General features: G+C 43.2%; 17 protein-coding genes and 1 pseudogene. 8 read left to right on the forward strand and 10 right to left on the reverse strand.

Going from position 1 to position 20,423, the window contains the following annotated elements; all coding sequences use genetic code 11:
* Positions 1-275 precede the first annotated feature (275 nt).
* Positions 276-1,160, reverse strand: a complete 885-nt coding sequence (locus tag CDZ87_RS12870; protein WP_100753905.1) for an AraC family transcriptional regulator — start codon at positions 1,158-1,160, stop codon at positions 276-278.
* A gap of 143 nt (positions 1,161-1,303) precedes the next feature.
* Between CDZ87_RS12870 and CDZ87_RS12875 the strand changes: the two genes are divergently transcribed.
* Positions 1,304-2,452, forward strand: a complete 1,149-nt coding sequence (locus CDZ87_RS12875) for an iron-containing alcohol dehydrogenase (RefSeq protein WP_100753906.1) — start codon at positions 1,304-1,306, stop codon at positions 2,450-2,452.
* 137 nt (positions 2,453-2,589) lie between these two features.
* Here CDZ87_RS12875 and CDZ87_RS12880 read toward each other — a convergent pair whose 3' ends face one another.
* Together CDZ87_RS12880 and torS are read right to left on the reverse strand one after the other, a co-directional pair.
* Positions 2,590-3,111, reverse strand: a complete 522-nt coding sequence (locus tag CDZ87_RS12880; RefSeq protein WP_100753907.1) for a GNAT family N-acetyltransferase — start codon at positions 3,109-3,111, stop codon at positions 2,590-2,592.
* Complete coding sequence (gene torS, locus CDZ87_RS12885) at positions 3,108-6,014, reverse strand: TMAO reductase system sensor histidine kinase/response regulator TorS (protein WP_100753908.1); 2,907 nt, start codon at positions 6,012-6,014, stop codon at positions 3,108-3,110. The genes CDZ87_RS12880 and torS overlap by 4 nt, the downstream gene beginning before the upstream one ends.
* 119 nt (positions 6,015-6,133) lie before the next feature.
* Between torS and torT the strand changes: the two genes are divergently transcribed.
* Both torT and CDZ87_RS12895 read left to right on the forward strand, forming a co-directional pair.
* Positions 6,134-7,099 carry a TMAO reductase system periplasmic protein TorT gene (torT, locus tag CDZ87_RS12890; protein ID WP_245834714.1) on the forward strand — a complete coding sequence of 322 codons (966 nt, stop codon included), beginning with the start codon at positions 6,134-6,136 and terminating at the stop codon, positions 7,097-7,099.
* 12 nt (positions 7,100-7,111) lie between these two features.
* Positions 7,112-7,567 (forward strand): methylglyoxal synthase, encoded by a 456-nt coding sequence (locus CDZ87_RS12895; protein ID WP_100753910.1) that lies wholly within the window; start codon positions 7,112-7,114, stop codon positions 7,565-7,567.
* A 461-nt stretch (positions 7,568-8,028) separates the two neighbouring features.
* Here the strand turns inward: CDZ87_RS12895 and CDZ87_RS12905 are convergent, their stop codons facing one another.
* Together CDZ87_RS12905 and CDZ87_RS12910 are read right to left on the reverse strand one after the other, a co-directional pair.
* Positions 8,029-8,676, reverse strand: coding sequence for an HAD-IA family hydrolase (locus CDZ87_RS12905; RefSeq protein ID WP_100753912.1), 648 nt, complete (start codon positions 8,674-8,676; stop codon positions 8,029-8,031).
* Positions 8,677-8,842: 166 nt separating this feature from the next.
* A complete protein-coding gene (locus CDZ87_RS12910; RefSeq protein ID WP_100753913.1) occupies positions 8,843-9,352 on the reverse strand; it encodes a flavodoxin in 510 nt (169 codons plus the stop codon).
* Positions 9,353-9,511: 159 nt separating this feature from the next.
* On the opposite strand from CDZ87_RS12910, the gene CDZ87_RS12915 reads away from it, so the two are divergent.
* The 3 genes from CDZ87_RS12915 to CDZ87_RS12925 all read left to right on the forward strand — a co-directional run bounded on the left by CDZ87_RS12915 (position 9,512) and on the right by CDZ87_RS12925 (position 13,400).
* On the forward strand, positions 9,512-9,982 hold the full coding sequence (locus tag CDZ87_RS12915) for a CreA family protein (protein ID WP_038176508.1): 471 nt from the start codon (positions 9,512-9,514) through the stop codon (positions 9,980-9,982).
* Positions 9,983-10,091: 109 nt separating this feature from the next.
* Positions 10,092-11,396, forward strand: a complete 1,305-nt coding sequence (locus CDZ87_RS12920) for an inosine/guanosine kinase (protein WP_100753914.1) — start codon at positions 10,092-10,094, stop codon at positions 11,394-11,396.
* A gap of 240 nt (positions 11,397-11,636) precedes the next feature.
* Positions 11,637-13,400, forward strand: coding sequence for a methyl-accepting chemotaxis protein (locus CDZ87_RS12925; protein ID WP_100753915.1), 1,764 nt, complete (start codon positions 11,637-11,639; stop codon positions 13,398-13,400).
* A gap of 245 nt (positions 13,401-13,645) precedes the next feature.
* Here the strand turns inward: CDZ87_RS12925 and CDZ87_RS12930 are convergent, their stop codons facing one another.
* Positions 13,646-14,206, reverse strand: coding sequence for a GNAT family N-acetyltransferase (locus CDZ87_RS12930; RefSeq protein ID WP_100753916.1), 561 nt, complete (start codon positions 14,204-14,206; stop codon positions 13,646-13,648).
* A 266-nt stretch (positions 14,207-14,472) separates the two neighbouring features.
* Here CDZ87_RS12930 and CDZ87_RS12935 point away from each other — a divergent pair, with 266 nt between their 5' ends.
* Complete coding sequence (locus tag CDZ87_RS12935) at positions 14,473-15,600, forward strand: acyl-CoA desaturase (protein WP_100753917.1); 1,128 nt, start codon at positions 14,473-14,475, stop codon at positions 15,598-15,600.
* Between the two features lie 57 nt (positions 15,601-15,657).
* Here CDZ87_RS12935 and CDZ87_RS12940 read toward each other — a convergent pair whose 3' ends face one another.
* From CDZ87_RS12940 to CDZ87_RS17490, 4 genes and pseudogenes are all read right to left on the reverse strand, one after another.
* Positions 15,658-16,431, reverse strand: coding sequence for a substrate-binding periplasmic protein (locus CDZ87_RS12940; protein ID WP_100753918.1), 774 nt, complete (start codon positions 16,429-16,431; stop codon positions 15,658-15,660).
* A 189-nt stretch (positions 16,432-16,620) separates the two neighbouring features.
* Entirely contained in the window at positions 16,621-17,124 is a 504-nt protein-coding gene (locus CDZ87_RS12945; RefSeq protein ID WP_100753919.1) for a GNAT family N-acetyltransferase, read from the reverse strand.
* Positions 17,125-17,190: 66 nt separating this feature from the next.
* The gene (locus tag CDZ87_RS12950) at positions 17,191-18,450 is read right to left on the reverse strand and encodes a DEAD/DEAH box helicase (RefSeq protein ID WP_100753920.1); all 1,260 of its coding nucleotides are present in this window, start codon (positions 18,448-18,450) and stop codon (positions 17,191-17,193) included.
* 62 nt (positions 18,451-18,512) lie between these two features.
* Positions 18,513-18,581 (reverse strand): annotated as a pseudogene (locus CDZ87_RS17490) (acyl carrier protein phosphodiesterase); the annotation flags it as partial.
* A 600-nt stretch (positions 18,582-19,181) separates the two neighbouring features.
* Here CDZ87_RS17490 and CDZ87_RS12960 point away from each other — a divergent pair.
* On the forward strand, positions 19,182-20,384 hold the full coding sequence (locus CDZ87_RS12960; RefSeq protein ID WP_100753921.1) for an aromatic amino acid transport family protein: 1,203 nt from the start codon (positions 19,182-19,184) through the stop codon (positions 20,382-20,384).
* The last annotated feature ends 39 nt before the right edge of the window (positions 20,385-20,423 follow it).

A 20,423-nucleotide genomic window follows, 5' to 3' on the forward strand; every position in this document is an offset into this window, starting at 1 on the left:
AGAAAATAACACGATAATAATCGTGACAATCCAAAATGCCTCGCAAACAGAGTGATCTCATTTGCAACAACATCACACTTATTTTGTATCGATAACTAATTTTCTATTTAATTCGATCGATAAAAATAAGCCTCTTCATTTCAACATAAAGAGGCTTATAGCTAGAAGATTGACTAGATCTCCTATAGGGGTAACGAGAATAGTTCTCTTTGCTTATCCTACTAAAACTAAAGAAAAAAAACACAGTAAAGAGTGTTAAAAAGCATTTCCCTATTTTAACCAACACTGTTTTCGGTCGGTGTTAAGTTGAAATGACGCTTGAATTCACGCGAGAACTGCGATGTACTGTTGTACCCGACTAAACGCGCCGCATCTCCCACCTTTACACCTTCTAATTGAATTAACTCACGCGCTTTATTGAGACGAACTTTTTTAATGTATTGAATCGGTGACGCCAATGTGACGCTTCTGAATGCTTGATGAAACGCGGAAACACTCATATTGGCGGTTTGGGCAAGATCTTGCACTGTGACTGTACTGGTGTAGTTCCTATGCAGATAATCTAATGCTTTAGCCACGCGCGCGTAATGACCTTCATGACGCGCCAAGTCAAACAATACGTGTCCTTCTTTACTCATCAGCGCACGAAAAGTGACTTCTTCCATTAAGCTATCGCCCAAGATTGAAGCCTCTATAGGGTTACACAGCGCTTTCATTAAACGTTGACACACATCGAGCATTTCATTGTCCATTGCGACTGATTTTAAACCTGACTTAGCTCCTGAGTCTTTACATGGTTTGTAGCTACCTCGCGTTTCAAGCTTGTTAACTAGCCGATGTAAAACTTGTGCGTCAATATCAATACTCAATCCTAGCAAAGGTTCACCATTATCAGTGATCGCTTCACACTCAAGCGGCATAGGTACACCGACCACTAAATAGTCATCGGGGCCATAATGTACAGGTTGGTTACCAAGATAGATGTTTTTAGTTCCTTGGCCCAAAACAATCAAACCGGATTGATAAACGAAAGGCTGACGTTGATTACCTTGACTGCTGCGGTAGAAATGAACGCCGTCGATTTCCGTCGTGGTGATCCCTTCTAAATTCGATAGATTTTTTTGCTCAACATAGAGCTTCATCCAATCAGCCAAAGACATAAGTAAATACTCTCTTTCATTAAAAAATAGAAATAGGCAAAACATTCAGAGAAATTGACCTTTATCTAGACCAAAGTCAAGACTAATATGCACAATGAAGTTAAACAATACATTCCAACACGGAAGCAAGAGGCAAAATTACCATGCAATTTTCCTACGTAAATCCAACACAAATTCATTTCGGTCAAGGCCAAATCAAAACGATTGAATCGGTGATTCCAACCGATCAGAAAGTTTTGGTGATCTATGGTGGTGGCTCTATCAAACGCAATGGCGTTTATGACCAAGTCAGCCAAGCACTTGCTCATCATCAATGGTCTGAGTTTTCTGGTGTCGAGCCAAATCCGACCAAAGAAACCCTCGACAAAGCTGTCGCGATCGCCAAAGAACAAGACATTGACTTTATTCTTGCTGTTGGTGGTGGCTCTGTTATCGATGGTTCAAAATATGTCGCCGCTGCCGCAAAATATGACGGTGACGGCTGGGACATTATGGTTGGCAAACACCAAGTGACAGCAGCGATTCCAATTGGCGCAATTCTAACCCTACCCGCGACGGGTTCTGAGTCGAATATGGGTGCGGTGGTTACCAAAGCTGAAACTCACGATAAACTTCCGTTTATGACGCCTCACGTGCAGCCTAAGTTTGCCGTGATGGACCCTGATGTAATGAAAACGTTGCCTGAAAAGCAGTTGATCAACGGCATCGTTGACGCGTGGGTACACGTGTGCGAGCAGTACCTGACCACTGACCACGGTGCAATGGTTCAAGACGGTTATGCTGAAGCATTATTGCGTAACTTAAAGACACTGGGTGAACAATTTGACGCTCGTGATAACGATCAATGGCGTGCTAACCTGATGTGGACAGCGAACCAAGCTCTAAACGGTCTGATCGGTTCGGGTGTTGCGCAAGACTGGGCAACGCATATGATCGGCCATGAGTTTACCGCTCTTTGGGCAGTCGACCATGCGAGATCATTGGCTATTGTACAACCTTCGCTATTGCGTAATCAGTTTGCCGTGAAGCAAGCCAAACTTGAGCAAATGGGCAAAAATGTCTTTGGCTTTGCTGACTGTGACAATCTAGCTGAAGAGACCATTAAAGCAATAGAGGCATTCTACTTTTCGCTTGGTGTCGATACTCAGTTTAATGGTTATCAGGGTACTAAGCAGGAAGCGGTTGATACTGTTGTTAAGCAATTAGAGCAACACGGTATGGTCGCTTTAGGTGAGAATCAAGCGATTGATTTAACCCAAAGTCGCAAAATCCTTGAGCTTGCGATTAGCTAACGCTAATTCAGTTCTAAGTAAAAAAGCAGCTTACGCTGCTTTTTTACCATCTTAGCTCAACAAAATACGATCATAGGTTAATAAAATACGATCATAGGTTAATAAAAGTCCACCTAACCGTGATCTGACATTGTTGATTAAACCTGATAGCAATAAATCAAGTCATCGTAATACTTGCCGCCAATCTGATAAGCATTTTTTTCTCGCTCTTTGAGAGAAAAACCCGCTTTTTCAAGAACTTTACATGAAGCGACATTACCATCGGTGACAATGGCGTTAACGATTGTTATCGGTAGTTGATTTGCTGCATGTTGGATAAGCGTGATCAGAGATTCTGTCCCATAGCCTTTACCATGAAACTCTGGCAACAAAAGATAGCCGACTTCCACTTGCTGTTGGTTTTGTTCAGAAACACATAATCCCGTCACACCAATCGCCTCTCCCGTCGTCTTCTCGCGAATCACTAAACACAACCAATGTTTGTCTGGCCAACGCCATACAGGCAAACGCGATTCAAAACGCTGACGAATGTCATCAGTAGTCGGTTTATCAAAGGCATAGCGAATCACTTCATCATCTTGATGCAGTCTTTCGAACAGTGACCAATCTTTCGCGGTGATAGGGTTCATTACCAGTTGTTTGGACTCTAAATGATTCATTCAACCTCTGTGTTTAATGTTTTGTGTAAAGCCTGACAAGAGGCAAAAACAAGTTCGCGCAAATTGTGTTGCTGATCGTGGTAACTTTTCAAAGGGTGTGACGCCGTCTCAATGTTCAAACACAATTGAAACAACGCACCCAAACCTAGGCTGCCTGCAGAACCTTTAAGTTTATGCGCCAATTGAATGACCTGCTGTTCATTGCCATTATCGTAAGCATACTGTAACTCGGCGCAGATCTGCGTTGTCCCGTGTTCAAACAACTGAATAAGGTCACGCATTTTATCTTCACCCAACACCTGTAAATCAGCCAATACCACGTTGGGGTTAATGATCTCAGTGTCAGTTGGCACCTCTACATTGACTGGTTGATGACGATCTTGTTCCAACTGTAAGTTTTTGCCATCCAAACTATTTTGAATCAGCTGGTACAATGCACTTTTATCAATAGGTTTAGCTAGGTAACCATCAAATCCTGCCGATAAATAGCTTGCTACGTCTTCGTTGTAAACGTGTGCTGAGAGTGCAATCACTGGTATTGCCCTGTTGATGTGCCCACTCTTCTTATACTGTTTAAGTTCTGCAAGCAGTTCTACACCATTGCAATCTGGCAGATTGATGTCAAGCAATGCAATGTCAAATGATTCACGGGCAAACATCTCTTTCGCACAGGCACCATCGACAGCGGTTTTCACTTCATGTCCCATACTGTTAAGAAAACCTTCTGCGACTAGGCAGTTTACCGGGTTATCTTCCACCAGCAGCACTTTTGCTTTAATGCTGCAGTCACGGGGTACTTCAACCTCTCGTACCTCTTTACCTAACTGCAATGGCACAGTAAACCAAAAACGACTGCCATTGTGGCGTGTTGACTCAACATAAAGTTGCCCGCCCATTGCCTCTACAATTCGCTTACTGATTGCGAGCCCTAGTCCCGTCCCCCCTTTGCTCGCGTGGCTCGGTCCGGCTTGAGTGAAAGCATCAAACAACGTCGGCAATGCTTCTTCAGCGATACCTATCCCAGTATCGCTTACTTCAAACGTAATATTTTGCGGTATCTGTGGATCACATGCGACATAGATATCGACATGACCACCTTCAGTAAACTTAATCGCATTACCGACGAGGTTGTTCAATACCTGGCTAATTCGATTGACATCGCCCAACCAAAACTTGGCAACATCGCTTTCTATCAGACTGCTAAGCTCAATTGATTTTTCCTGCGCACGTCCGTCATGTAGACGGGTAATGTCATCAACAAGCGCATACAAATTAAAATTCACTGGGCGTATTTCTAAATGACCGGCTTCAATTTTTGAATAATCCAGCACATCATTAAGAATGGCCAGTAAGTGAGTTCCGCTACGATTGATCACATCAACATAATAACTTTGCTGGGGGTTGAGACCGGCATCTTTCAACAGCTGTGCGGTGCCCAACACACCATTCATAGGCGTTCGGATTTCATGACTCATGGTGGCAAGGAAAGCGCTTTTAGCTCGACTGGCTTGCTCTGCGGCCCTGCGAGCATGTGCATGATTTTCAACTTCTTCATTCAAACGTAAATTCGCCAGCTGTAGCTGCTGAGTTCGCTCAGCAACCAATTCTTCCAAATGCTCTTTATGCTCTTGGAGCTCTCGTTTCGCTTTTGTTTCGCTTTCAGCAACAACCTTGAGTGCTTTCGCGGTGTTTCTCGCGGTGATGATCGCGTGGCCCATATGTGCGAGCTCATCGTTGCCCTTAATGTTCAACTCAACTTGCAACTGACCTTTGGCAATAGACAGTAGCGCATAGGAATACTCCGCAAGACGTTTTACGACCGAGACATAGACGACCTTCCAAACGATCAAAACGACGATCACCATGCCTAACACAGTAATAATAGTAAGCGTTAATTGGGCGTAGTCGAGAGTGGTTTTTAATTCGTCGACCGCACGCGTTGTGGCCAAATTCGACTCATCAACCAGTTTATTTACTGTTGTGTTGAGCGTGGTAAATTGCGTCAAGGTATCTTGCATTAATTGTTGAGCATTGCGCTCATTCTCATCGCGACGCACAAGCAGATCAAACACGTCCGAGTGTGATTGCAGCTTGACGAGTAAATCAACCATTTGCATCGATCGCGTCGGATCTTCAACCGCGTTCACGCGACGTTTCATAATCTTGAGGTTGTGTTTGAACTCATCGGCAATAGTACGGATACGATTGATATCCGACACTGTGCGTGTTTCTTCAATATGATTGAGTAATTTAAATGCCAACAGATGAAATTCGTGCAAACGTTCTGCAAGGTCGAGATCGACTTCAACCAAGGCATCGAGTGCTTGATAAACATCTTCAACATCTTGCTGTTCGAGCAGAGAATAAATATGGGTCACATTGGCAACCGCAATCGTTGAAGTATTTGCAACTTGTGTGCGAGTTAACTGCTCCAGCTCTTGAGCGAAATCACGTAGTTGCGCGGTTTTCACGACAAGATGTTGATTTAACACCAAGCGTTTCTCTACTGCGATCCCCAGTTTTGCTAAGGTATCGATGACACCTTGTACGTTATTTTCAAGCCTTGCCAGCAACTCAGAATCGAACGAATCTGAGCCAAGCTGTTTTATATGCGTTAATAGCGACTCCAACCGGTTAAATAATTCTTTACCCGATTGTTGACGCTGAACTTCTGTTTTTGCATTAGATAACGTTTGGACCGAAGAGATGATTTTTGAACTCAATACAGATACCTGTCGCGCTTCTAGCATCGACGGAATAGCCGAGTTAACAACATTGTGCTCCGTTTTCGCTACCGAACTAAAGCCAAACACACCAATTAACGCTGATGTTAACACCAGTAGCGCCATAGCAAGGAAGGCCAGTAATAACTTACGTCCAATACTGGCTTTAGCGAGTAACATTGAGATTCATCACTTCTTAACTTTTCGATAATAGGTTATATTTTGCAGTGTTTATGCTGCCTTTACCAACGAATTACTGCATGCCTTTGAACTTCACAACTAAATTATACACTCGACTAATGGTAACCTTACTGTTGACTTGTTTTGCCGTGTCAACAAATGCCGCCGAGCGTATCTGCGCCGTTTATCCGCACCTGAAAGACTCCTATTGGTTGTCGGTTAATTACGGTATGGTTGATGAAGCGCGTAAGCAAGGTGTTGATCTGCGCGTGTTAGAGGCCGGTGGCTACCCCAATATTGATAAACAGAGAGAACAACTCGCACTGTGTACCCAATGGCAAGCCGACGCTATCATACTCGGTACAGTGTCACCGGATGTGTTTGCCACCACGCTGCGTCAAGAGGTCAACGATATTCCCGTATTCGCGACCGTGAATAAACTCATTACCGATAAATCCAATCGAAGCATCGTTAAAGGCGAAGTTGGGGTCGATTGGTATTGGATGGGTTATTACGCTGGTGAGTATTTAAAAAGCCAACACCCATCTGGTAGCGGTATTACCTCTGTCGTCTTGTTGCCTGGACCACAATCTAGCGGTGGAACCAAGCCCGTGATACAAGGCTTTTATGCAGCGATTAAAGACAGCGATATTGTGGTGAGTGATACTTACTGGGCTGACAATGACAAGGAATTACAACGTAACCTAGTTCAGCAAGCAATTGATATTGACAATGTACGCTACATTGTCGGCAGTGCCGTCGCGATTGAAGCCGCTGTCAGCGAACTAAGAAACAGTGGTAACAGCGGGTCGATTGGTTTGATCTCAACCTACTTAAGTCACGGTGTATACCGTGGATTACTGCGTGGTCGGATAGAATTTGCCCCAAGCGACAAAATGGTTGGACAAGGTCGTTTGTCAATACGACAAGCGGTTCATTATCTACGTGACCTGCCATATGAAAAACAAGCAGCGCCGATTATCGCGCCACTAACACCACTTCGACTTAATCCTGAGGTGATCTCCGAGTCTTTATCACCTTCAGAGTACCGACCTACTTTTTACGTCTATAACGAAAACAATTAGGAATAATTATAAATGGAAAAAACAACGCGCACTCTACCTGCACACAAACACATCGCCCTTGTTGCGCACGACAATTACAAACCTGAGCTACTGCGCTGGGTGACAGAAAATAAACATAAGCTCCAGGGACACTTTCTTTACGCAACTGGCACAACTGGTCATATGCTGAGTAAAGAGACTGGGCTTGCAATCAAAAGCATGATTAGTGGCCCGATGGGCGGCGACCAACAAATTGGTGCGCTAATCTCTGAATGTAAAATAGATGCGCTGATTTTCTTTTGGGATCCACTCAATGCCGTTCCGCACGATCCCGATGTAAAAGCACTACTGCGCATCGCCAGTGTATGGAATATTCCTGTCGCGACCAATCGCGCAACCGCTAAATTCATTATTGAATCGGATTTAATGGAGCAAGAAGTACTCATCGAGATCCCCGACTACACGGCATATTTGGCCGAACGTACTTAAGTTAGATTTATGTTGCCCGCGTGATTCGCGGGCAGATTGATGTAACAGTTAACATAAAATCGACGTACATAAGCATTTTTTAATATATGAATTGCTTCCCATTCTTGAGTTAATTCTCGGTTAAACGCACTTTTTAGAATGCTATTAGACTAAGATAGAATGATTAAAAGCTAGGCATTATTCGCTTAAGCTAAAAATAATTAACGATTAGATTATTATTATCTTGCTGCTGAGAATTTGACTATGAATGGTAACCTTACCGAACAAACAACCTTGTGCTGCCCGCTATGTGGGAGTCAAGAGTATTTACTATCAGAAAGCGATAATATGTTGTGTGCAGAATGCGGTTCATTCTTTGAAAGCGTCAGTAAAATCCCCCCTGCACCGACTGAATTAACGCATCGCACTAAGTCTATTAAGTTTATCAGTCTACAGTGCCACTAGGTCTATAGATTGTTTTGCTAAAGCACTTGCTCTAACTGCCGCAAATTGTCGATGGTCTGCATCGTTTGGTCGTGGCCTTTATCGTTAAGACCGACTAATTGCACGGTTTTAACGCCCGCTCGGATCCCTGCTTCAAGGCCCTTTGGCGTATCATCAATATAGATGCACTCCTCAAGCCTAAACCCCATAGTCATTGCGCTGTATAGCACTAAATCTGGTTCAGGTTTCCAACTGTTGGTATCAAATGCCGAGAATATCCGGTCTTCAAAATAAGGCAATAATCCGGTGAGCTCTAAACTTCGTCTAATTTTTACTTTCGGCCCATTAGAGGCCACACAGTATTCGATTCCGTGGCGCTGCAAATAATCAAGCAGCTCGAACACACCATCCATCGGCTTAAGCTTCTGTTCAAATAGCGCATCTAAAATCTCTCGATATACAGGCTCAAGCTTATCTATAGAGACGTTAACTGCTAGACGTTGCTTGGTCGCGCTAAGAATATCAGCCAACTTGCCACCTTCGAAATGTTTGATTGCTTCATCCATGGTCAATGTGGCATTGAATTTTTTAAATGTGGCGCACAAAGCAAGACAACACAGTCTTTCACTGTCTACCAGTGTTCCATCACAATCGAAGATCACGCATTTAGCCCTAGGCTCAGTCATCCGTATTATCCTATCTATTGCCGTTAGCAAATAATAAGATACAAACAAGACAATGAAATGATGTGCTTAACAGTTTGTTGGATACCTACTGTTTCAAGCCCAGAAGTTTAGGCTAAATCACTGTTTGGCTGGGATCGATGTAGCACAACAGTCGCAGAAGAATGGATTAACGTCTCACCTCTATCAAAACTTGGTTAGCCTGCTCGACAATATCTGACAACTTAGCGGTCAACGCCGCAACAAATCCTTGCTCACTCGTTTTGCTGTGTGCGCTAACGATCAGATCAGAGATCAACAAGCTTTCATCAACATTAGTGACGATCGCCGCCGCAACTGGCTCACCCTGTCTGAATCCAATATACAAATTACACGGCGGTGAATAGATTATTTGAGTAAGGAATTCAACTATCAGCTCTTGTTCACGCTCTTGCGACCAGTGACTGGCTTGAAGCAACGCAAACATCACGGTTAAGCGATGAAAGTCGACTTGGAAAATATCGTCCTGATTAAACTCATTACTCAAAGGTTGATCGGATGACAAAGCAACAAAATCACGGTGAGAAAGGTCGTCTTTGTACAATGCCATTCCTGCGATACTTTCTTTGGTCGGAAATTCAACCTCCACTTGCTGATAAAGCCATTGGTTTTTGATTTCAGCGATCTTAGGTATCGACATGATAGGAATTAAGCCTGTTGCAAATTCAAGAAGTGTGTTGGAAGCTTACTCGATAACCACTTGAGGTCACAAGTCTTTTAGTCATCATAGGTCGATCAGTATCTAAAACCTGATATAGTGAGCACAAAACAAAGCTCATAATCATCTGGAGAAACCATCATGTTCAAAAAGGTATTGATAGCCACAACTCTCGTAACCGCCCTAATGGGGTGTTCAGGCGACGAAGTGGGAGACGTCAGCCTAGGTCTTTTCACGATGAAGGACATCAAGCTCAATCACATGCAAGACCCAATCGTCACTGGCGTAACTTGTCATGTGGCCTCAATTGAAGCCGATTTCAGTTTTGCAGATCCAAGTGATAGCTCAATATCTTGTCGTCAAACAGGCGAGATCACAGCAGAGATGATCGCAAAAATCGACAAGTCAAACGATGGTGAAGTGGTTTTCAAGAAGTCGAAAAGTATCTTTTTCAAGAGCATGAAAATTCGCCGTATTCTTGATGTCGAAAACCAGACCATTATGTATTTGTCTTACTCTACTAAAGAGACCTCTGGCAGCTTCAAACACAGCTTGTCGACGGTTCCACTGTGGGGCACTAAAGCATACGGTTCGTATCTAGGTGAAAAATAACATCTTAGTGATGTCGATACATAATCGGCCTCTTTTGATGTAATAAATATGAAAGCACCATTTCATTTTTGTGATATCATCCGGGAAAATTTCTCACTCTATTCTAAACATGAAATTTCCCGGACAGCGCAAATCTAAGCATTACTTCCCTACTCACGCCCGTGATCCACTCGTCAATCAGATCAAGCAGACCCCAAAACTTTATCGGCCTATTGTCGTGGGTGTAGGACAAACTATCGTTGATATCGAAGCACGTGTTGATGATGAATTTCTTAACAAATATGGACTGAGTAAAGGCCATTCGCTGGTTCTTGAAGAAAGTAAAGCCGATGCGTTATATGAAGAACTTGTTCAGCGCGAGCTAATTACTCACCAATACCCTGGCGACACGATTGGTAATACCTTGCACAACTACTCGGTTCTTGCTGATAGCAAGTCTGTGCTACTCGGCGTCATGTCTCGTAATATTGAAGTGGGTTCATTTGCTTACCGCTATTTATGTCGCACCTCTTCGCGCATGAACCTTAACCATTTGCAAATGGTTGAAGGGTCTATTGGCCGTTGCTACACCCTGATTTCTGAAAATGGAGAACGTACTTTCGCGATTAACGAAGGTCACATGAACCAACTGCATCCTGAGAGCATTCCTGAAGAGGTGTTTGATAAAGCCTCAGCCTTAGTGGTTTCTTCTTATCTAATGCGTGGTAAACCTGAAGATCCGATGCCGAAAGCGGTCGCACGTGCCATTGAGATTGCCAACGCGAAAAATGTACCTGTTGTTCTGACGTTAGGTACTAAATGGGTGATCGAAGGAAACGCCAAGTGGTGGCAAGATTACATCAAGGACAATATCTCGATTATTGCCATGAACGAAGAAGAAAGTGAAGCTCTCACCGGAGAGAAAGATCCTCTACTTGCTGCGGATAAAGCACTTGAATGGGTTGATCTGGTGCTTTGTACTGCAGGTGCGGTTGGCTTATACATGGCTGGTTACACCGAGGAGAGCGTCAAACGTGAAACCGAGCTACCGCTGCTTCCAGGTAATATTCCTGAGTTTAATAAATATGAGTTTAGTCGTGCAATGCGCAAAGCTGACTGTCAAACGCCTGTAAAAGTGTATTCGCACATTGGCCCGTATCTCGGTGGCCCCTTGGAAATAAAGAACACCAATGGCGCGGGCGATGCAGCGCTGTCTGCACTATTGCATGATATGGCGGCCAACAGCCATCATCAGGTTAATGTTCCAAACTCATCGAAACACGATCAGCCATACCTGACTTATTCGTCGTTGTCGCAAATTTGTAAGTACGCCAACCGCGTCAGCTATGAAGTATTAACCCAACACTCTCCTCGCCTCGCAAGAGCTCTACCAGAGCGAGAAGATAGCCTTGAAGAGGCCTATTGGGATCGCTAATGCTACAGAGCCGCTTGCGCGGCTCTTATTATTGTCGAACAAGGTGCCGTCCGTATCAAATATTAATGCGTGATACTTTTCTATGCGTTCCAAAATTTACTTCTCTTAGTCGAACTAGTTCGATATTTAACTTAAATTCATGGGCAGAATGAGTCGAGATAATTGATACATCCATAAATAACAACTACTATCTGGATTAATACCAATAAATGAATAATATTAACGAACTAAGGTAATCTTATGAATATCAAGAATAAACTGTATTCATTAGGTGTTGTAGCCATATTTGGTGTCATAACCATTGTTTTTACAACCACGCAATTTGCCCAAACCACTTCTCAACTCCATCAAGCCAGCCTATTAGTAGCAGATCTAGAGATTCGGCTTTTGAATTTGCGACGAAACGAAAAAGACTTCTTATTGAGGAAAGACGTAAAATATTTGGACCGATTCAACAAAAACATGCAGACTTTCTTCGATCTTGAAGAAAAACTCGCTGTTATTGTAAAAGAACAAGACCTCCCCTCTAGCCAACAGCTGCGCCGAGATATTACTACCTACCAAACTGGTTTTAATAAACTGGTGCAAGCTTATCAACAGCTGGGACTGGCTAGCAATGAAAAGCTTGTTGGAGCCTACAACAAAGCACTTGACTCTCTTCGCCCTTCTTTATCGAGCGATGAACTGGTTAATTTATCTCAGTTTGATAACGCTGTATCGCAAGGGGTACTCTCACCTGACTTGTTGCCCAACAATGCGACAGCTCTGATCGCCGCAGCCAGAAATTATATCGCTCAGGCGAAAACGATCGGCCTCAAATATAACGAGGGATTACTTGGCGATACACGTAACTTGTCACATACCGTAGAAGAACAATTCAAGGCATTTTCAGAGGCTTTAGAAGCGCAAACCAACGAATCGAATGCTGAGATAGCAACACTAAAAATGGCGGTCACATCTTTAGTCGTTTTAATAATTTTCGGGTTTATCTTCCAAATTTCGCGCACCATTAACCAACAGGTGGCAAATCTACTCCTTGCGATTCAAGAGATTGCTCGAACCAATAATGTGTCATTGCGTGCCAACTTAACCAAGAAAGACGAACTTTCAGTTATTGGCGATCATTTCAATATGTTATTAGATAAGTTCGAAGAATTAATTTCCGGTTCGCAAACAAAGTCTAAGCAGCTCACTCACAGCACGTCTAGTATGCATAACGAGCTACAACATGTCATTGAGCAATTCCATGTCCAGGCCGATCATACAGGTACGATGGCAACATCGGTTCAAGAAATGGTACTGACTATTAATGAAATTTCTGAAAGTACTTCAGTTGCCGTTGAAGGGGTACAACAAGCGTCTATAAATGCTAAAAATGGGCGTAAAGTTGTAAATTCCACTGTAAACAACATTGACCAACTCTCCTCAATCTTGGGTAGTAGTCAAGAATCCATTGGTTCACTCAACAATCACGTCGATAAAATTGGTGATGCGGTAAACATTATCCAAGAGATTGCCGAACAAACTAACTTATTAGCTCTTAACGCCGCGATTGAAGCCGCTCGAGCTGGTGAACAAGGGCGAGGATTTGCAGTGGTTGCCGATGAGGTACGCGCGCTTGCGAGCCGAACTCATCAATCAACCGAAGAGATTACTAAAGTCGTCTCCGCGATCCAGAATCAAATGGCTGAAGTCGTAACGAATATTGACCAATGTAATGAGCAAGGTGCCCAAACACTAGCGGCTTCTCGTACACTCGATAGTAGCCTCAGCCAAATCATCAACGATATGGAAACCATTCAAGCCAACTCGGAACGCATTGCTTCTGCCATTGAAGAGCAAGGAATTGTAATGAATCAGGTCAGTGGCTCAATTACTGAGCTAAATACAATATCGGAAGGTAATATGACTTCTGCTCAACAATGTTTAAGCGAAGTCGACCTGGTTTCAACTCAAGCTAATGAAATGGACAGTGCGGTTGCAGAGTTCAAAACGTCTAAATAAGCCAACGCTAAAAACGATCCCCTTCTAGGTGAAAAGGGGATCGTTAGTTACTCATCAAGAGGGAACAATTTGATACTGCTACCGTGAACTTTTTCACGCTAACGCTGAACCCATGCGCAAAAGTCAGGAATCAATAAGTTTTTCATAAATAGAGCGCTAGAAAACTATTATCAGGCTCAGTCTCAAGCTAACCAACCGTTTATCAGGTTATGTTATGGATTTTCAGGAACGGCGTATTATTTGTATCAGACCGTTACAACGTCTAGCTTTGTGTGTGGTTCAACACATTTCAATAGATGGTTACCTGAGTGCCATGCGTAAATCAGCTCTGGGACTTGATGACCGCAAGGCGCATTCCATAATCGTTCTAGATGACACTCACCACCTAAATGTTGATAAAAATCCACAGCTTGCGTGTTCTCTTTCATGACTTCCAAATAGACACCACTATGGGGAAAGTACTGATCTATCCATTTCGCCATTTCTGCTAATAGCCTAACGCCGACGCCTTTTCCGCGAAATGCAGGATCAACATGTAACGCATCGATCATGGTGCCTTTCTCGAAATCATGATTACCGAAGGCACAGATAAAGCCGCAGAGCAGGCCTCCTTCTTCAATAAGCAAGACATGTTGATTAAACGGAGGATTAATAAGACGGGTTTGCCAAATAGTAGAACGCTCTTCTAACACGTCATGTTTTAGAAACTCTGAGCCCAGAATCCCTTGATAAAACAATTTCCAGCTCTGCGCATGCAAAGTAGCAATGCGTTCATAATCGTTATATTCAGCTAACTTTAATTCCATTTATAGTACCTTATTACTTCCTGTAAGGGTTCTTACATCCCTTAATACTATAAAACATTTAACAAAAAGCCAAACATTCTAGAGTAATCCACCAATTAGCTCGAATTATTATGCATATTAGTAAGCATTTATTTGCATTCGATACGTTTGGTTACAAAATACAAAGCAACGAGTAGTGAACGAGCTAACAAGGATTAGAATTTCGTTTGACTTACACATGTACGCTGATATTCTAGCGAACAACTGTTAGCTGAAAGGAGTGCACTATGTCGGACTCACCTAAACCACCTCTGATTTGGTTAAATATAATACTTTTTTTATCGTCTTTTTTGGTCGCGACACTCGCTGTGCCTTGGTATGGCCTCTCGCATGGTTACTCGATTGAGCATCTTGCCTGGTTTGTGGTGGCATTTTCATTTTGTCATCTATCCATTACTGCTGGTTACCACCGCTTATGGTCACATAAAACCTACCAAGCTCATTGGTCACTCCGTTGGCTATTTGCTTTAGGGGGCGCTTTTGCCCTTCAGAACAGTGCGCTGCACTGGAGCTCTGACCATAGAATTCACCACAAACACGTCGATCATAATGATAAAGATCCTTATTCCGCCAAACGCGGCTTTTGGTTCTCTCATATTGGTTGGATGTTACGTGAATACAGTGCCAACACTTACTGTGACTACAGCAATTGTCGCGATCTACAAAAAGACAACATTGTTATGTGGCAACACAAGTATTATGTTCCACTTGCGATAGCGACAAACGTCGGTATTCCATTATTGCTTGGTGTGTTGTATGAGGATATATGGGGAATGTTACTGATTGTTGGCGTACTTCGATTGGTTGTTAGCCATCACTCAACCTTCTTTATTAATTCACTAGCTCATATCTGGGGAAGCCAACCCTATACAGACAAAAATACTGCACGTGATAACGCTATACTAGCCGTATTTACCTTTGGTGAAGGCTACCATAACTACCACCATATCTTCGAAAATGACTACCGAAATGGTATTTATTGGTGGCAATACGATCCAACGAAGTGGTTAATCAAGTCGTGCTCATGGCTCGGTCTCGCGTCTAAGTTACGGGTCACACCTAAGCTCAAGGCCGAAAAAGCACGCGCTAAACAATCGCTTTTAACAGCATCAAACAACATTCGAAAATTGCCAAATGCACGATTAATTAACGAGACACTAAACCAAGAGTTTGAGGATCTTGTCACTAAAATGGTTGATTACTACGACGTTAAAAAACAAGTTTTGGAAGCAAAGAAAGACGTGTTAGCAAAAAAATATGAATGCTCTTTACTTAAAATACGTTATCAGCAAATGAAACAAGACCTTGTCGCGCAACGACGAAGCTGGGAAATGTTAGTCGCCCAGTATTCCTAGTTTCTACTCAAACCGAAACGGAAGCCTTCGCTTCCGTTTCTGTGATAAACCTAATAACTACTGGATGAAATCATTGATTATTTGATCCAGCTCACCACTTGCCTTCATTTCGCCTAATACTTTATGATATTTAGTCTTAAAATCAGCTTTAAAAGGGTAGTTAGTCCCATCGGTCACAATCCCCAGAAAACCTTGTTCAGAACTAATCGTCGCCGCTTCTACAACACTTGTGCCATCGTACTTGCCTTCATTTTTAAGCTTTTTCAACTCCCATTGAATTGATAGAGCATCATTCATGTAGCAATCCACTCGGCCCGCAATCAGTTTTAGCAGATTTTTAGGGGTCCCTTTGGTTTCACTGAGTTTAATTTTCCCTGATGCCACTGCAGACCTAAACTCATCACCACCCGCTGAAAAACCTGAGTTGTTGCCAATGATTAACCCCATATAATCTGCTGGCCAATTCGGCCTTGGGCTACTGACTACCGATTTTTGACAAACAACCACTAGTTTTTCATCCAGAATAGGCACGTCATACTCCATGTATGGTCGCAGTTCAGGGCGCTTATACGGAGGGTAAAGAGCAAACAGCTTGCCCGACTCAATTTCAGACAAGCCTCTTTTCCATGGCGTTCCTTTTAAGGTGACGTTATAATCAGGCATCTGAGCAAAAACCTTCTCTAAGATCACTGTATAAATGCCCGTTAGTCGACCGCTTTCCATATAGGAATATGGGGGGTAAGAATCATCACCATGAATCATAATTTCAGTTTTAGCCACTACTGGCATACTCAACGCCAGAGCACAAATAATTACCACTATATTTCGCATCATCGCCTCCCAAAGACGTGTAATTCATTCTTTCATACCATGAATAAGTAATAGTTCATGACACCATCAAGTCAAGAAGACCATTCATAACAATAAAAACTGTTGGTATAAATGTTTGTAACTAAGGGAAACGTAAGTATGATGTTAGAGATTAGGATAGTTCTGAACACTTCGGTGATTTAAAACCTATCAAATGGACCGCCTATATTCAATACAATCAATAGGTTTTCCATGCAACTTAGCGAAATTTGCAACAATCCGTACTCGATTAAATTGGTTTGTAGTCAATACCTTTTGCGAGGCTATATTGCTTAGCTCTGTATACGCATACAGTTGTTCAATTCTCTGCTTTTTTAGCATGTCTATGACTTCGGCAACCGCCCATTTTGCGACACCTTGCTTGATCTCGCTTTTTCCGACCCGATAGCCCAAATGAGCATGACGTTTGTTGCCATCAATATTGGTGATGTTGACACGACCGATGATCCTATTATTATCGCTTTTAATTAACAATGGGATCATTTCGTTGCATTTGAAATCAAGCAAGAATTCACGGATGTGTTGCTTGATGCCAACTAAAGAATAAAAGTGTTGTTCACGCGGTGGGATAAACTGTTCAAACCACTGTTTATTGGTTATCTCAAACTCTAACAGTGCTTGTGCATCGTTTAGATTGATTAACGTGAGTTTCACTGATCATTCCTTTCTCGAGGTGAAAGCAGCTCATACTCGTCATCAATATAAGCCGATTTCACTTGATTAGTTCTTTTTACCGCGATTGGCATGGATCTTCAATTTTGCTTTTATTTTACGTTTATCAGCATTACGTCCACGGCTCCGCGGGCTTTTGTCTGGCTCGATTTCTTCAATCAAACTTGGTTCAAACCCTTGCAACCATTCTTGTGGCAATTTGGTATCAAGCAAGCGCTCGATAGCTTCAAGTAAATACTCTTCGTCACGACTCATTAATGATGCTGCGAAGCCTTGCTGGCCAGCACGACCTGTCCGCCCAATACGGTGAACATAATCTTCCGCTTTATAAGGCATATCAAAGTTGACCACTTGCTCCAATTGTTGAATATCCAAGCCACGAGCAGCTACATCCGTCGCAATTAAAGCACGTATACGACCGGCTTTAAAATCATCCAGCGCCTTTTGTCTCGCTCCTTGGCTTTTATCGCCATTAATCGATGCCGCTTTTATTCCATCTAGTTTGAGTTCTTTCGCTAAGGCATCACTGCCCTGCTTCGTTTTGGTAAACACCAACACTTGTTGCCAATTACGAGATCCAATCAGATACGCGAGCAATTCTGCTTTGCGCTTTTTGTCCACCGGGTAAACGATCTGCTCGACGGTATCTGCGGTACTATTCGAAGGCGTTACTTGCACTTCAACCGGCTCGTTGAGCATCTTGTAAGCAATAGCTTTGATGCGTTTATCAAAGGTTGCTGAAAAAAACATTGTCTGACGTTGGGGATTACACTGCTTAAGGATGCGTTGAATATCAGGCATAAAGCCCATGTCGAGCATTCGGTCTGCTTCATCCAACACCAGATACTGCGTCTTAGCCAAACGGATATTCTTGCAAAACAGGTGATCGAGCAAGCGGCCAGGCGTGGCGATTAATATATCGCAACCTTGATGTAAATTGCGGACTTGCACATTCATACTAGTCCCGCCATAAGCCGTGACGACTTTAACCTCAGTCTGTTGGGCATACTGACTGATATTGTCGAAGACTTGCTGCGCGAGTTCTCGAGTTGGTACCAACACCAAAGCGGTCACATCATTGCTTTGCGGATTGCGTTTACTTGGTGACTGAAGCAAATGTTGCAGAATCGGCAGTCCAAACGCGGCGGTTTTACCCGTACCAGTTTGCGCGCCAGCTAAGACGTCTTTACCTTCCAGCAGAGGCGGAACCGCCTGTTTTTGAACCTCTGTTGGCTGTTTAAAACCTAAAGATTCAATCGTTGATAATAATGGTGTGCATAGCCCTAACGCGGCGAATTCTGTCGACATGCGGTTTACCTATAATTGCAAGGCGGACGATTCTATCAGAATCTTCGACTGGCAGTTAGTACCTCGGGGTTACCTTTGACAAAGTCGCCCAGTAAATTGCCCAACAGACTGGATTAGCAATGATAAACAATGTGTAAATGAGCAAGAAAGTTTACGTCAAAAAGCCAGCTAGATTATTTACCCCACTGAAAGCTCAAAGCCAGCGCGTCGGCACTGGCTTATTCTGGTTGCTACGCGAAATAGCGACTGAGATAACGTGTCGTTATTTAAAGATAACTTCAGCGAGCTCTTCGATTGACTGCTCATACTCTGACAGTTCCAAGCCAATTTCCATGGCATCTAGTAGCTCTAGGCACTCTTCGCTTTTTATTTGGTCACTCATTCTGACCTCCTTAGTAAAACAATATTGTTAGACCCTAATGTTTGTCTGACACTTGAGATATGCGGGTCTACGCTCCCTTTTTAAACCACTTATATGACAGTTTTTTGAAAGGGCAAAGAAAATTCTGCACGCGCTTTGAGGCAAGTCTCACGCAAACGTTGTCTTTTACCAATGCTTTAACGAGTGTAAAAATAAAAATACGGTTTCGGTAAAATATTTGTACATTTTGCTTGATGTCATCGTCAATGTTTTACACAATGGCCAGTAAAGCAGGCTTACTCACCACAATATGAGTAGCTAATAGCCAAAAAGTCTAAACTCAACCTCAAAGTGTAAAGAAATAATTACAATGGAAAATTCAAAGGTATTCGGTAGTACTTTGATCATTGCAGGCACCACAATTGGTGCTGGCATGCTCGCCCTACCTCTCGCGTCTGCGGGAATCGGATTTACAACCTCTCTTATCATTATGATCACTTTATGGGCTTTGATGGCTTATACCGCGCTTTTAATGATAGAAGTTCATCAGCATGCCGATAAGAGCGCGACACTGCACACATTAGCCAAGCAGTTTCTGGGCAAAAAAGGCAAATGGCTTGCGAGCTTCGCGATGATGTTCTTATTTTATGCTTTGTGTGCTGCTTACATTGCCGGCGGTGGCGCTCAATTCGCCGAACGCATTGCAAATTTTACTGGGGTCGAAATCTCTGGCTCAAATGCGATTCTGTTGTTTACTTTTCTGGTCGCAGGTATCGTCATTATTGGTACGGCGACTGTTGATAAAGTCAATCGTGTGTTGTTCACCATTAAAGTATTGATGATGGCAGTGGTGCTGACTTTTCTCGCGCCAAATGTCACTGAATCTTACTTGATGAGTATGCCTATTGAACAAGGCCTTGTGATTGCCGCTATCCCTGTCATTTTTACCTCATTTGGTTTTCATGGCAGTATTCCGGCCATTGTCAATTACCTCGATGGTCATACTCCATCTTTACGTAAGGCCATTGTCATTGGTTCTGCCATTCCACTTATCATCTATGTCTTTTGGCAGTTAGTAACCTTGGGGGTGGTCAATCAAGCAACCTTGATCGAAAATCAAGGACTAAGCGCACTCATTTCCACCTTGGCAACAACGGTTCATCAATCAAACCTAGGGCAAACTATTGGTATCTTTGCCGACCTAGCCTTGCTCACTTCGTTCCTTGGGGTTAGCCTGGGGCTGTTTGAGTTTCTTGGAGACACGATGAAGCAACGCGGTGTCAGCAGTTCTCGTCTTGCGGTCGGCTTAGTTACATTTCTGCCTCCGATGGGCTTTGCGCTGTTTTACCCTCAAGGTTTTATCACCGCGTTAGGCTACGCCGCTATCGCTTTAGTGGTTCTCGCTATTTTCTTACCCATCATGATGGTGCGCAAAGCACGTGCTCAATCAAAGCTGAGTCATTATCAGGTAGCAGGCGGTAACCTAGCTCTGGGCGTCACCAGTGGTGTCGGTGTATTCATTGTCGGCGCACAGCTACTCATCACCGCGGGCTTTCTCCCTGCTCTGGGCTGACAACGCAATTTGAAATAGATTAAAAGCGCTTTCGAGCGC

It is taken from the genome of Vibrio salilacus, assembly GCF_002811245.1.
In the GTDB taxonomy this organism is placed as follows: domain Bacteria; phylum Pseudomonadota; class Gammaproteobacteria; order Enterobacterales; family Vibrionaceae; genus Vibrio; species Vibrio salilacus.

Coding starts and splice junctions, on each gene's coding strand:
- CDZ87_RS12870 (WP_100753905.1), bottom strand. CDS start 1,160: ATGTCTTTGGCTGATTGGATGAAGCTCTATGTTGAGCAAAAAAATCTA.
- CDZ87_RS12875 (WP_100753906.1), top strand. CDS start 1,304: ATGCAATTTTCCTACGTAAATCCAACACAAATTCATTTCGGTCAAGGC.
- CDZ87_RS12880 (WP_100753907.1), bottom strand. CDS start 3,111: ATGAATCATTTAGAGTCCAAACAACTGGTAATGAACCCTATCACCGCG.
- torS (WP_100753908.1), bottom strand. CDS start 6,014: ATGTTACTCGCTAAAGCCAGTATTGGACGTAAGTTATTACTGGCCTTC.
- torT (WP_245834714.1), top strand. CDS start 6,134: ATGGTAACCTTACTGTTGACTTGTTTTGCCGTGTCAACAAATGCCGCC.
- CDZ87_RS12895 (WP_100753910.1), top strand. CDS start 7,112: ATGGAAAAAACAACGCGCACTCTACCTGCACACAAACACATCGCCCTT.
- CDZ87_RS12905 (WP_100753912.1), bottom strand. CDS start 8,676: ATGACTGAGCCTAGGGCTAAATGCGTGATCTTCGATTGTGATGGAACA.
- CDZ87_RS12910 (WP_100753913.1), bottom strand. CDS start 9,352: ATGTCGATACCTAAGATCGCTGAAATCAAAAACCAATGGCTTTATCAG.
- CDZ87_RS12915 (WP_038176508.1), top strand. CDS start 9,512: ATGTTCAAAAAGGTATTGATAGCCACAACTCTCGTAACCGCCCTAATG.
- CDZ87_RS12920 (WP_100753914.1), top strand. CDS start 10,092: ATGAAATTTCCCGGACAGCGCAAATCTAAGCATTACTTCCCTACTCAC.
- CDZ87_RS12925 (WP_100753915.1), top strand. CDS start 11,637: ATGAATATCAAGAATAAACTGTATTCATTAGGTGTTGTAGCCATATTT.
- CDZ87_RS12930 (WP_100753916.1), bottom strand. CDS start 14,206: ATGGAATTAAAGTTAGCTGAATATAACGATTATGAACGCATTGCTACT.
- CDZ87_RS12935 (WP_100753917.1), top strand. CDS start 14,473: ATGTCGGACTCACCTAAACCACCTCTGATTTGGTTAAATATAATACTT.
- CDZ87_RS12940 (WP_100753918.1), bottom strand. CDS start 16,431: ATGCGAAATATAGTGGTAATTATTTGTGCTCTGGCGTTGAGTATGCCA.
- CDZ87_RS12950 (WP_100753920.1), bottom strand. CDS start 18,450: ATGTCGACAGAATTCGCCGCGTTAGGGCTATGCACACCATTATTATCA.
- CDZ87_RS12960 (WP_100753921.1), top strand. CDS start 19,182: ATGGAAAATTCAAAGGTATTCGGTAGTACTTTGATCATTGCAGGCACC.